This window comes from Kluyvera genomosp. 2, from assembly GCF_036759865.1.
GTDB lineage: Bacteria > Pseudomonadota > Gammaproteobacteria > Enterobacterales > Enterobacteriaceae > Kluyvera > Kluyvera ascorbata_B.
On the sequence record NZ_JAPKIA010000009.1, the window covers coordinates 210030 to 222321 of the forward strand.

Annotated in this window: 10 protein-coding genes, 1 tRNA gene and 3 rRNA genes; 3 read left to right on the plus strand and 11 right to left on the minus strand. The window is 50.4% G+C overall.

Going from position 1 to position 12292, the window contains the following annotated elements; genetic code table 11:
- Positions 1-307: 307 nt before the first annotated feature.
- The 7 genes from V6942_RS12105 to envR all read right to left on the minus strand — a co-directional run bounded on the left by V6942_RS12105 (position 308) and on the right by envR (position 6129).
- On the minus strand, positions 308-529 hold the full coding sequence (locus V6942_RS12105) for a hypothetical protein (protein ID WP_333501288.1): 222 nt from the start codon (positions 527-529) through the stop codon (positions 308-310).
- A 9-nt stretch (positions 530-538) separates the two neighbouring features.
- Complete coding sequence (locus V6942_RS12110; protein WP_333501289.1) at positions 539-2230, minus strand: VapE domain-containing protein; 1692 nt, start codon at positions 2228-2230, stop codon at positions 539-541.
- Positions 2214-2495, minus strand: coding sequence for a hypothetical protein (locus V6942_RS12115; protein WP_094326344.1), 282 nt, complete (start codon positions 2493-2495; stop codon positions 2214-2216). The genes V6942_RS12110 and V6942_RS12115 overlap by 17 nt, the downstream gene beginning before the upstream one ends.
- Positions 2496-2503: 8 nt before the next feature.
- Positions 2504-2683, minus strand: coding sequence for a helix-turn-helix transcriptional regulator (locus V6942_RS12120; protein WP_072060581.1), 180 nt, complete (start codon positions 2681-2683; stop codon positions 2504-2506).
- Between the two features lie 363 nt (positions 2684-3046).
- On the minus strand, positions 3047-4276 hold the full coding sequence (locus V6942_RS12125; RefSeq protein WP_333501293.1) for a tyrosine-type recombinase/integrase: 1230 nt from the start codon (positions 4274-4276) through the stop codon (positions 3047-3049).
- A 251-nt stretch (positions 4277-4527) separates the two neighbouring features.
- Entirely contained in the window at positions 4528-5361 is an 834-nt protein-coding gene (locus tag V6942_RS12130) for an MBL fold metallo-hydrolase (RefSeq protein WP_106931001.1), read from the minus strand.
- 114 nt (positions 5362-5475) lie between these two features.
- Positions 5476-6129, minus strand: a complete 654-nt coding sequence (gene envR, locus V6942_RS12135) for an acrEF/envCD operon transcriptional regulator (protein WP_106931003.1) — start codon at positions 6127-6129, stop codon at positions 5476-5478.
- A 351-nt stretch (positions 6130-6480) separates the two neighbouring features.
- Between envR and V6942_RS12140 the strand changes: the two genes are divergently transcribed.
- The 3 genes from V6942_RS12140 to V6942_RS12150 all read left to right on the plus strand — a co-directional run bounded on the left by V6942_RS12140 (position 6481) and on the right by V6942_RS12150 (position 11278).
- Positions 6481-7620 carry an efflux RND transporter periplasmic adaptor subunit gene (locus V6942_RS12140; protein ID WP_333501290.1) on the plus strand — a complete coding sequence of 380 codons (1140 nt, stop codon included), beginning with the start codon at positions 6481-6483 and terminating at the stop codon, positions 7618-7620.
- A 12-nt stretch (positions 7621-7632) separates the two neighbouring features.
- Complete coding sequence (locus tag V6942_RS12145; protein ID WP_106931007.1) at positions 7633-10743, plus strand: efflux RND transporter permease subunit; 3111 nt, start codon at positions 7633-7635, stop codon at positions 10741-10743.
- Between the two features lie 313 nt (positions 10744-11056).
- Positions 11057-11278, plus strand: a complete 222-nt coding sequence (locus V6942_RS12150; RefSeq protein WP_035891258.1) for a lipoprotein — start codon at positions 11057-11059, stop codon at positions 11276-11278.
- 391 nt (positions 11279-11669) lie between these two features.
- On the opposite strand, the gene rrf (V6942_RS12155) is transcribed toward V6942_RS12150, so the two are convergent.
- The 4 genes from rrf (V6942_RS12155) to V6942_RS12170 form a co-directional block, all read right to left on the minus strand.
- A 5S ribosomal RNA gene (gene rrf, locus V6942_RS12155) occupies positions 11670-11785 on the minus strand.
- A gap of 39 nt (positions 11786-11824) precedes the next feature.
- A tRNA-Thr gene (locus tag V6942_RS12160) sits at positions 11825-11900 on the minus strand.
- Between the two features lie 14 nt (positions 11901-11914).
- Positions 11915-12030, minus strand: a 5S ribosomal RNA gene (gene rrf / locus V6942_RS12165).
- Positions 12031-12125: 95 nt separating this feature from the next.
- A 23S ribosomal RNA gene (locus V6942_RS12170) occupies positions 12126-12292 on the minus strand; the annotation flags it as partial.

Consider the following 12292-nt stretch of genomic DNA (forward strand, 5'->3'; position numbering starts at 1 on the left):
AAACCCGCGCCACGCCTGGCTTACAAGGAAAAGTGGTGGCGAGTGGTGGCGAGTTTCTATAAAGGACGTGTGGGGTATTGGGATTTATAGTTTTATACCCCCTGACGTTTGTTTTTCAATAATCATCACCACTCGTCACCACACCTCATAAAAAACTAATATAAACAGCACCTTAACGGTGGTGGCGAGTGTGGTGGCGAGTGTGGTGGCGAGTGCAAAATGGCCACCATTTCTGGCTACTCATCACCACATATGCCCAATAAAAAAGCCCCGATATATAACCGGGGCTTAAGGGTTCACAACACTGTCACTTTTTAAACGGCAATATCTCAGCGTTACCAATTTCAGGCACTTCAATCACATCGCAGTCTATATGCAGCACTCGTTTTTCGGTCTTGCTGGTGAAGTCAGTGATTTGCCTCTGGCCATGGTTGAATGCCTCTATCTTGCTGTCAAATATCTCGTTAAAAAGAATACTAAACGGATCTCTGCCTTCACAAAAAATTGTAATTTCAGCTTGGTATCTCATGTAATCCTCTCAGAATGGGCCTTCTTTATATTCAGTATTAACCGAAACCAAATGGCGAAAGCCTTTAGCGCTCGGCATATGATAAACCGTCAAGCCACGGCTAATTTTATGGCCAAACATTTTGCGGAGTAGTGCCGATGCCTTGCGGGTATCCGTCTGCTTCGGATTTAGTACGCCAATTTCATTCAGTACTTCACTGGCTGACACGTAGCGGCTTGGCAGCGCGCCTGGGTCGTATGAGGACAGAATCATCTCCTCAATACGATCTTTGCTGCGGAACGCGTCATTATGCTCACCAATAACACAGTTTTCCTGCTGGTCTAAATGCCAGGTTTCACCAGCGTTGATGCGTGCCAATGCTTCGGCCCAAACCTGCTGCATGTCAATTGAGTGCTGATAATTCACAGCAGCCACCTGGATTGGCCAGAAACGGCGGTTATTCGTGTCATCCATGAGGAATTGAACGTTGTTCACGCTGCCAAAAAAAGCAGTGCGGCGCTGGTAACAGTTTGCAGCCCTGGCGTAAGCTGGTCGTAGCTCGTCTTTGTCTTTGCTCAGGAACGCTTTCAGGCTCTCGATGTCCGATTTGCTGAACGTCGCGCCTATCTCTCCTAGTTCCACCAGCCATTTGCTGACCACTTGCAAAACGCTGTCTTTGTCATCCGGGTTGAGGGTCACGCCGTCAGCCTGAAAGTCTTTTGGGCAAAGTGTATTAAAGAACCGCGTTTTGCCCAGCCCACCCATAGGATCAACCAGTATCAGGACGTGTTCAAACTTGTTGGTTTTGCCACTCAGCAGGGCAATAGCACCAAAGAACCACTTGCGGAACAACGTCCAGCTAATTTCTGTCTTATCCTGGTCGGCCAACGTAAGGCAGTCAAACAGTTCGCGCAGGCGGCTTGTGCCGTCCCAGGGCTGCGATTTCACCCAATCCAGCGCGGGATTGTATGAATCTGCTGACGCCAGGTTATCTAGGTGGCTGGCTGCTGCTGTGTACGGGTAATCGTTGATGCGGCAAATGTCCTCAATCTTTGACAGGGACACGTTCCGTGCCAAGTCGCCGATTGGCAGGCTGCCGTTCACGCTAATCTCAACATCGCGTGATAACTCGTTGTACCGAACGCGAACACCATATGCTTTGAGAAGCCTTGATAAATTTTCCGCCGTACCTTTCGCTTTATGGAAAACCCATTCCTGCGTAACTTTGTCACGTTTCCAGTCTATATGGTCTGGATGGTAGATATCCCCTGGCGTTGGTAATGGCTTGTCTAACGGAATACATTCAACCGGTTCGGACATCATTTCAACCAGACTTTTACCACAGTGGTGGCCGTCACGAATCCTGGTTAAATAGTTGCTCCAGTTCTCTGGCTCGCGGTCAGGGATTCCTTTAAATAGGCGTGCTTCCTTAACTCCAGCCAAAGCCAGTTTTTCAGCGATGGCGTTAATTTTTATTGGCTCAATATCACCGGCCAGATATACCCGCGCAGACCGGCGACTATCGTCGATAATCCGCAGATTATCTAAATCAGCCAGTTGCCTTGGCCCAAGGTAGACAGGCGGTGTATCATCGCCAGCTATCTGTTTACCCATGCCTTCTTCCCAGCCCTTGGCATGACTCCAGGCGTCAGAACCGGCAAAAATAATGGCTTCCGTAAAAGGGTCTTTCGGCAACAGCTTAACGTTAGGCGCGTTTTTCATTTCGAACCCCGCGCTTTAACTCCAGATACATCGCCCATGATTCAGCGTCACTGATACGAAACGGCACCAGGCTATCAGCCATAGCTGCATGACGTGAAACAATAGTCCACGGGCGGTTTACACCTTCGCGGATGCACGCTTGCAACAATGATTGTGCAGCCGCCATGCGCTGGGCGGTGAGTTCGCCAACAGTTAACTGGCGTAACGGATTACGTAACAGGCCGTTATAATTACGGATTGCTTCGGCAGTGGTGACTTGTTTCATAAGCCACCTCAGCGCTGTACTGGCTGGCGGCTTTTCATCCAGGCCTCTACTTCGGCCTTATGCCACGCCACTCTTTTTGGACCTAACTGAACACGTGCAGGAAACATTCCTGACACTTCATAGCGCCAAATGGTCACACGGCTAAGAGTAGTTAATGCGCAGACTTGCTTTGTTGTTAACATTTCCATTTTACTGCCCTCAAACAGGGCCGGTGGAAATATGGTATGCAATGATATATAGTGATACTGCGTTATGAACCAACGCAACCATTGCAGCCATTCCACTGGCTTTTTGGTATCAAGGGGTCGATTTCAAGTTTTCGCGGACTGAATCGGCCCCACTCTTTTCAGAGCCCTCGGTACTGCTGGGGGCTCTTTTTTATGCGTCTAACCAAGCACACTTCAAGAGTGTACTTACTGTTTCACCGCCATGCAATTTACCTATGTAAAACAAGCATTTAACTACTTAAATGTTTATTTACAAAGGTAAACACCACTACTGCTAACTGCTTGTTTTATCTAGCCACAATTAATTTGTAATTCTAGCCATAATTAATTTGTAATTTTTTGTAAATCTGAAAGTTTTTCAACCCATTTATTTAGGGCGTCTAACTTTTCGGGCAGATACTGACTCCGATTGTAAATTGCCAGCACACCACCCAGCGTGTGACCGAGCAACTGTTCAACAACGTGCGGCGCAACTCCCATATCATTTAATGCCGTTGAAAATGTTCTTCTGAAATCGTGCAGAGTCCATGGCTCCGAATGAGCAAAACGCTTGTATATAGACCTACCGTATTGGCTGACTGTTTCCGGTTTTTTTGCCTCTCCAAGCAATAAACCACTAGCCTCGTTACGTTCCAGGAGTCCAACAAGAAACGGCCTTAGTGCTTCAGGTATAGGTCGGACTATTTTGCCGCCGCTCTTGGAGTGTTCTTTTGGAACAGTCCAAATCCATATTTTCGTGTCCCATTCTTTGATCGCTGATAAACGAACCTCGTGAGTACGAGCACCAAAGACAACCAAAATTTTTATCAATGCAGAGTAATAAGGGGAGAAAAAGTCCTCAGAATTTACAGCGAACCAAATATCTCTTATCTCCGATTCAGAATGAACGCGGTCACCTTTCCCCTGTTTCTTACCAACATCTGGTATCGCCAAATCATCCAGAGCATTGCTGAATGCATACCGACGAACCCGGCAATATTTAAGGGCCTGCTTGCACATCTGGAAAATGTAACCAGCAGCCACCGGAGATTTTTTCTTTGTTCTATCAAAGCATGAAAGCCAATGTTTGGTTTCGCATAGTGATAAAGGCATATCCCCTATATAGGGAAAAATGTGCTTATCCAATTGCGCCTGGTGCCTTTGATAGTTTGCCCTGTTATGAACAGCATAGTTGTCTACCCAGTACTGCAGAGCCTGCCTTACTGTCACGGGATTCAATGTTTCTGTCGATGTAAGTTTGTATTGATCTTTCGGGTCAAGATTGTCAGCAAGCCAAGACTTACATTTGTCTCTCTGTGCACGTGCGGCAGATAACGACAAATCAGGGTAGCGGCCCAGCACAAGTGTTAATGGGTTAGTGCTTTTATGAGGGTTCCTGTAACGGAATAGCCATAAAAGGTTATTAGTAGGTCGCTTGTCATCATTGCCAGTCTGTTTCTGTGAAGGGGTCACACGTATGGATAGACCTGCACCATCAGCGATGGTTTTCGGTTTTGTGACATCAGCCCGCATTAAGGCGCGCAGTTTCATGTCTGATAATTTGTCATTGGCCATAATAGTTACACCAATAGTTACACTAGAGGCATGATAACCATTAAAACAAACTGAAACAATACGAACGAAAGCAATAAAAATAAACATCTAAAAATCAATAGATTGGGATTACTTTAAATTACTCACGATGTTTCAAAGTGATTTATGATGATAAACACATCTATAATACGGCATGAACTGATACTAATCAGTTATGTTGTTGATAGAAAAGGCGCTACTCGGCATGGGGATGCGCCTTTTTTATTGCCTGCTTATGCTTCGCAATACACCATACGATAGCCCTGACCTTCAGGGATGACCCGCGCGAAGCCAGACCCGCCAAAGTGCATTCCCGCCACCAGCAGCTTTTCCTGCACCGCCTGAGCCAGAATCCGTTTACGTGATGCCTTCGCCTGCTCAGGATCGATATCAAACGCAATAGACACATCCGGCTGCGCGGTCTGAATATAGGGGAAATGTACGATGTCCCCCCAGATAATCAGGCTTTCCTGCGGCGAATCAATCCGATAGCCCGTATGCCCCGGCGTATGGCCCGGTAGTGCAACAGGCCGAATGCCTTCTACGATCGGCTTGTCGTCCAGCAGATGGACCCTTTCGCCGTATACCGCCAGCGTCCGCCTTGCCCGGGTGAAATTGCGCTGCGCCCGCTCGTTCGCCTGCGCCAGACGTTCATCATCTTGCCAGAAAGCGACTTCATTCGGATGGAGGTACAGCTGTGCATTGGGATACACCGCATCGCCCGCCTCGTTCAGCAGACCGCCGATATGGTCCGGATGCGCATGCGTCAACAGCAACGTGTCTACCGCCTGCGGCACAACCCCAAAGTCCTGTAAATGCCCAGCGAGCTGGCCACCGACGTTGTTTGCTCCTCCCGTACCAGAATCAACCAGAATCGTTCGCCCGCGCCCGCGAATCAGATAGCCATAAATGTGCAGGTTGCCGGGATCCGTTACGCCAGCGCTGCGCTGAATCTCGCCGGCATCCGTTGTCGTAATGCCTGAGAGCAAATCCAGACTGGCGGACATGTTTCCGTCGCTCAATGCAATGACTTCAAAATCGCCAATCTGGCGAGACACACATTTCATAAGCACCTCATGATAAGCACGGTAAGTTATAGATAAGATGACAGATTGCGCATGGCCGCAACAGGGAAAGCGTAACGAGATGAAATCTTTTCAGCCCCGTTCGCGAGGCCAAAATCAACCCTTCGCCGCCCGTACCGGCGAGGCAGCCCAAAGATGTGAGTCGCAGAGAACAGACATAATATTATCCACCAGCAGCGGAGCCTGCTGATAGAGATCAAATTGCCGTGGTTCCATAAGCCAGTTTTTAATGATGCCGATAAATGCGCTATGCAAGACAATCAATATAATCTCAATATTTGTATCTACAGGTAATAATCGGTTACGCACGCATGTCTGTAAAATGCCCCGCACGGTATTATAGTCAAAGCCGATTTTCTGCCTGATATCCTGCTCCGACATCATATCGCTGGTAAATTCACACTTGTGATACAAAATTTGCATCAGCGCTTTCTGCCTCGGCGTTTCGGCTATATATTGCAGCCCCGCCACGAATTTATTCCTCAGCGCCAGCAACGGATTTTCATGCTCTATTGGTATCAATTTATGATGAATAAGATCGCGCAGCGGGAGCTGCGCTTGCCACATGGCATTAAACAGCTCACTCTTACTGACGAAATGCCAATATACGGCACCGCGCGTCACGCCGGCAGCCGCGGCGATATCGGTCAGCGTCGTGTTACTGACTCCGCGTAACGCGAACTGCTCAATTGCCACGTCCAGCAGCAGCTGGCGCGTTTTGAGCGCCTCTTCCCGTGTTTTTCTGGCCATATCATCGGTCGCCTGCCGCTGAATAAGCGGTGAATGGAATACTCCAGCTAATTTACCACCGCGTGACAGATAAATTTTACCAAAAAGTTTGATGGTTATTGAAAATTAATAAATCAAAAATACATATATTTCACGCAATCATATTCACCACGCAAATAATAACCGCCTCTATTTTATCTGGAGAATTCTCCATTCCTGCTATTTTTGTGTTTCCGTGCCCTGGCATTCTGTTAAAAATAACTATCGCTTACATCCACCGATATTTATTTGTAGGATATCGAACTGTTTCTATTCTCCCTTTCTTTCTCAGATTCATGGTCAAAAATGGCTATCAATCTATAAGGAACCGCAATGACGAGCCACGCCAGGATTACACTCTTATCCAGCTTAATTATCTCTGCGACATTACTGAGCGGCTGCGATAATTCTGGAGATCAGCAGGCGCATGCGCCCACACCTCAGGTCATCGTTCACATCGTGAACAACGCACCGCTCTCTATCACCACGGAACTGCCGGGCCGTACTTCCGCGTTTCGCGTCGCGGAGGTGCGACCGCAGGTCAGCGGCATTATTCTGAAGCGCAACTTTGTAGAAGGGAGCGATATTGAAGCCGGGCAATCGCTTTATCAGATAGACCCTGCAACCTACCAGGCTGCGTATGACAGCGCCAAAGGCGATGCATCTAAAGCGGAAGCCGCCACCGCCATCGCACATCTGACGGTCAAACGCTACGTCCCGCTGCTGGGAACGAAATATATCAGCCAGCAGGATTACGATCAGGCCGTGGCTACCGCGCGCCAGGCTGACGCCGATGTTATGGCCGCGAAAGCCGCCGTTGAGAGTGCGCGTATTAATCTGGCCTACACCAAAGTGACCTCTCCCATTACCGGCCGTATCGGTAAATCCAGCGTAACGGAAGGCGCGCTGGTTACCAACGGCCAGGCGGAAGCCATGACCACGGTGCAGCAGCTCGATCCCATCTACGTCGATGTGACTCAGTCCAGCAGTGATTTTATGCGTCTGAAACAAGAAAGCCTGCAACAGGGCGAAGGTGCCAAAAGCGTTCAATTGCTAATGGAAAACGGTCAACCCTACGCGCTGAAAGGTTCTCTGCAGTTTTCTGACGTCACCGTTGATGAGAGCACCGGCTCCATTACGCTACGCGCACTATTCCCTAATCCTCAGCATACGCTGCTGCCGGGCATGTTTGTGCGCGCGCGCATCGATGAGGGAGTCAATCCGAGCGCAATGCTGGTACCACAGCAGGGCGTCACCCGTACGCCGCGCGGCGATGCCACCGTACTGCTGGTGAACGACAAAAATCAGGTAGAAATCCGCAACGTGGTGGCGGCGCAAGCCGTAGGCGACCAGTGGCTGGTCACCAGCGGCCTGAAGGCCGGTGAGAAGGTTATCGTCAGCGGGCTGCAGAAAGTACATCCGGGCGTCACCGTCAAAGCAGAAGAGGACACCGCGGCTCCGGCTGCGCAATAAGGTAGCTATCCTATGTCTAAGTTTTTTATCCATCGCCCGGTATTCGCCTGGGTTCTGGCGATCATTATGATGATTGCGGGTGGGCTAGCTATTTTACAGCTGCCTATCGCCCAGTATCCGACCATTGCGCCGCCTGCCGTGGCGATTTCTGCCAACTACCCCGGTGCAGACGCGCAGACCGTGCAGGATACTGTGACGCAGGTTATCGAACAGAATATGAACGGTATCGATAACCTGATGTATATGTCCTCAACCAGCGACTCCGCGGGATCGGTGACCATTACTTTGACCTTTAATTCAGGAACCGATCCGGACATCGCACAGGTACAGGTACAGAACAAGCTGCAGCTGGCTACCCCTCTGTTGCCGCAGGAAGTACAGCAGCAGGGAATCAGCGTTGAGAAATCAAGCAGCAGCTTCCTGCTGGTTGCCGGGTTTATCTCCGATAACCCGAAGACCATTCAGGACGATATTTCTGACTATATTGCTTCCAACGTAAAAGACCCCATCAGCCGTCTGAACGGCGTGGGCGACGTGCAGCTGTTCGGTGCTCAGTACGCAATGCGTATCTGGCTCGACAACAATCAGCTCAACAAGTACAACCTGACGCCGGTTGACGTGATCAATCAGTTGAAGGTGCAGAATAACCAGATTGCCGCGGGCCAGTTGGGCGGTACGCCTGCCGTGAAGGGGCAGCAGCTCAACGCCTCAATCATTGCCCAAACGCGGCTGAAAGATCCGGCGGAGTTTGGCAATATTACCCTCCGCGTCAACGCCGACGGTTCTGTCGTTCACTTGAGCGATGTTGCAAAAATTGAGCTGGGCGGCGAGAACTACAACGTGGTTGCCCGCATCAACGGAAAGCCAGCTTCGGGGCTCGGTATTAAGCTTGCCACCGGCGCGAACGCGCTGGATACCGCCAATGCCATTAAGGCGAAGCTGGCGGAGCTGCAGCCGTTCTTTCCGCAGGGAATGAAGGTCGTCTATCCCTATGACACCACGCCTTTCGTCACTATTTCGATTCATGAAGTGATCAAGACGCTGTTTGAGGCCATCATTCTCGTCTTTCTCGTGATGTATCTGTTCCTGCAAAATATGCGCGCCACGCTGATTCCGACCATTGCCGTGCCGGTGGTGCTGCTGGGCACCTTCGCCGTGCTGGCGATGTTCGGCTATTCGATAAATACCCTGACGATGTTCGGTATGGTGCTTGCAATAGGCCTGTTGGTCGACGATGCCATTGTGGTGGTCGAAAACGTCGAGCGCGTGATGGTGGAAGAGCGGCTCTCTCCGGTCGAAGCAACGGAAAAATCGATGTCGCAGATCCAGGGGGCGCTGGTTGGTATTGCCATGGTGCTGTCGGCGGTCTTTGTACCGATGGCCTTCTTCGGTGGCTCTACTGGTGCTATTTATCGACAGTTTTCCATTACCATCGTGTCGGCAATGGCGCTGTCGGTGCTGGTTGCGTTGATTCTGACACCTGCGCTGTGCGCGACATTACTGAAGCCCAGCGCGGCCGGGCATCACGAAAAGAAAGGGTTCTTCGCGTGGTTCAACAATAAATTTGATCGTAGCGTAAACCATTACACCCACAGCGTAAGCGGCATTCTGCGCAATACCGGGCGCTATCTGGTTATCTACGTGCTGATCGTGGTAGGGATGGCGCTGCTGTTTGTCCGTCTGCCCACCTCGTTCTTACCGGATGAAGATCAGGGCGTATTCCTGACGATGGTCCAACTGCCCGCCGGTGCGACGCAAGAACGTACGCAGAAGGTGCTGGATACGGTCACTCAGTATTACCTGAACAACGAGAAGGCCAACGTTGAAAGCGTCTTTACCGTCAACGGTTTTAGCTTCAGCGGCCAGGGTCAGAACGCAGGCATGGCCTTCGTTAGCCTCAAGCCCTGGGAGACGCGCAGCGGTGATGAAAACAGCGTAGGGGCTATTATCAAGCGGGCGACGATGGCCTTTAGCCAGATAAAAGACGCCATGGTGTTCCCTTTCAACATGCCGGCGATTATCGAGCTGGGCACGGCAACCGGGTTTGACTTCGAGCTCATCGATCAGGGCAACCTTGGCCACACGGCGCTCACTCAGGCACGCAATCAGCTGCTGGGTATGGTGCAACAGCATCCAGACCAGTTAGTGCGCGTACGCCCTAATGGTCTGGAAGATACCGCACAGTTCAAACTTGAAGTCGATCAGGAAAAAGCGCAGGCGTTGGGCGTTTCGCTGTCGGATATTAACCAGACTATCTCGGCGGCGCTAGGTGGCGCCTACGTTAACGACTTTATCGATCGCGGTCGTGTGAAGAAGGTGTATGTTCAGGCAGATGCCAAATTCCGCATGCTGCCGGGCGATGTCAACAATATGTATGTGCGCAGCAGCAATGGCGAAATGGTGCCATTCTCCGCTTTCGTCAGCTCACGTTGGGTTTACGGCTCTCCACGCCTGGAACGCTACAACGGTCTGCCTTCCATGGAAATTATGGGGGAAGCGGCGCCGGGTAAAAGTACCGGCGAGGCGATGGCGCTGATGGAACAACTGGCCAGCAGGCTGCCGTCTGGCATCGGCTTCGATTGGACAGGAATGTCGTACCAGGAACGCTTATCCGGAAACCAGGCGCCAGCGCTTTATGCTATTTCGCTGATTGTGGTCTTTTTGTGCCTGGCCGCGCTCTATGAGAGCTGGTCAATCCCATTTTCGGTTATGCTGGTTGTTCCGCTGGGCGTTGTGGGTGCGCTGCTGGCAGCCTCATTGCGCGGTCTGAATAACGACGTTTACTTCCAGGTGGGTCTGCTGACGACGATAGGCCTATCGGCGAAGAACGCCATTTTGATCGTCGAGTTCGCCAAGGATCTCATGGAGAAAGAGGGCAAAGGGGTTATTGAAGCTACGCTTGAAGCGTCACGCATGCGCCTGCGCCCCATTCTGATGACCTCGCTCGCCTTTATTCTCGGCGTTATGCCGTTGGTCATCAGTCGAGGTGCAGGGAGCGGCGCGCAGAATGCGGTCGGCACCGGTGTTATGGGTGGGATGTTGACGGCTACCTTGCTTGCCATCTTCTTCGTACCAGTGTTCTTCGTCGTTGTCAGACGACGCTTCAGTCGACACCGTGAGTAATCGACAAAATGCTTCATGACAGGGCGCCTTCGGGCGCCTTTTTTATATCCAAAGTTTCGCAATCGCAGTAAACTCAATACATTAGCAATCACATCCACCGACAGTGCTAACCAATACACCATTCCGTTATTTTCTTCTGCATTATTTCTGCATAATCCGGCGGATAATCTCTCGTCTTCTCCATGATATTTACGTAACACATAAATTGAGATTATTTCCCCTATCAGAAAGCCCGTGTACAGGTGATAAAATAAGCCATTCCGTAATACGTTCCTGACGGGCGTAATGAAACGGATTATTCAGAGGCTATATCATGAAAAAATTTATTCTGGTGACGCTGCTGGCAACGCTGCTGGCAGGCTGTGCGCACGACTCCCCTTGCGTACCGGTCTATGACGACCAGGGACGACTGGTTCACACCAATACCTGCATGAAAGGCACCACGCAAGATAACTGGGAAACAGCTGGCGCGATCGCCGGCGGCGCAGCGGCGCTGGCAGGGTTGACGTTGGGCATTGTAGCGCTGACGAAATAACCTAATGGTGGGAGGATGCCGTTCCTCCAGACCTCCTCTCGCGCTGACTATTATTGTGAAGATAATACCAGCGCGTTTTTTATGCGTAATAGATCTGTATTGTTTATTCTGTTCAGAATAAATAACGTCATAAAGAATAAAGAGATAACACATCTCTTTATTTCCCATCTGGCGTTAACATTCTATTAAATATTTAACGGGTAATACCCTGCAGGTTAATCTGTAAACCGGATAACGCACGACGGTCAGCACGTCGAGGAGGTCAGCATTACGTAAATGATAATTCAGTCAGACACCTGGGCTAGGTAGACAACCGGAAACAGTGGTTTTTTTATTTTTTGCGCCAACGCAAAAAGGCCATCCTTTCGGATGGCCTTCTGCTTTATTTGATGCCTGGCAGTTCCCTACTCTCGCATGGGGAGACCCCACACTACCATCGGCGCTACGGCGTTTCACTTCTGAGTTCGGCATGGGGTCAGGTGGGACCACCGCGCTACGGCCGCCAGGCAAATTCTTTACTAAGCGCCGAACTTTAACCTAAAAAAGTGGTGCTGATACCCAGAGTCGAACTGGGGACCTCACCCTTACCAAGGGTGCGCTCTACCAACTGAGCCATATCAGCACGCTAAATTTGATGCCTGGCAGTTCCCTACTCTCGCATGGGGAGACCCCACACTACCATCGGCGCTACGGCGTTTCACTTCTGAGTTCGGCATGGGGTCAGGTGGGACCACCGCGCTACGGCCGCCAGGCAAATTCTGTTATTAACCCGCTTTTCGCCGGTTAATGTAATCTGTAATCAATGCTGAAAATCGTCTCAATTTCGCCAAAACAGCTTCGGCGTTGTAAGGTTAAGCCTCACGGTTCATTAGTATCGGTTAGCTCAATGTATCGCTACACTTACACACTCGACCTATCAACGTCGTCGTCTTCAACGTTCCTTCAGGACTCTCAAGGAGTCAGGGAGAACTCATCTCGGGGCAAGTTTCGTGCTTAGATGCTTTCAGCACTTAT

Coding starts and splice junctions, on each gene's coding strand:
- V6942_RS12105 (WP_333501288.1), bottom strand. CDS start 529: ATGAGATACCAAGCTGAAATTACAATTTTTTGTGAAGGCAGAGATCCG.
- V6942_RS12110 (WP_333501289.1), bottom strand. CDS start 2,230: ATGAAAAACGCGCCTAACGTTAAGCTGTTGCCGAAAGACCCTTTTACG.
- V6942_RS12115 (WP_094326344.1), bottom strand. CDS start 2,495: ATGAAACAAGTCACCACTGCCGAAGCAATCCGTAATTATAACGGCCTG.
- V6942_RS12120 (WP_072060581.1), bottom strand. CDS start 2,683: ATGGAAATGTTAACAACAAAGCAAGTCTGCGCATTAACTACTCTTAGC.
- V6942_RS12125 (WP_333501293.1), bottom strand. CDS start 4,276: ATGGCCAATGACAAATTATCAGACATGAAACTGCGCGCCTTAATGCGG.
- V6942_RS12130 (WP_106931001.1), bottom strand. CDS start 5,361: ATGAAATGTGTGTCTCGCCAGATTGGCGATTTTGAAGTCATTGCATTG.
- envR (WP_106931003.1), bottom strand. CDS start 6,129: ATGGCCAGAAAAACACGGGAAGAGGCGCTCAAAACGCGCCAGCTGCTG.
- V6942_RS12140 (WP_333501290.1), top strand. CDS start 6,481: ATGACGAGCCACGCCAGGATTACACTCTTATCCAGCTTAATTATCTCT.
- V6942_RS12145 (WP_106931007.1), top strand. CDS start 7,633: ATGTCTAAGTTTTTTATCCATCGCCCGGTATTCGCCTGGGTTCTGGCG.
- V6942_RS12150 (WP_035891258.1), top strand. CDS start 11,057: ATGAAAAAATTTATTCTGGTGACGCTGCTGGCAACGCTGCTGGCAGGC.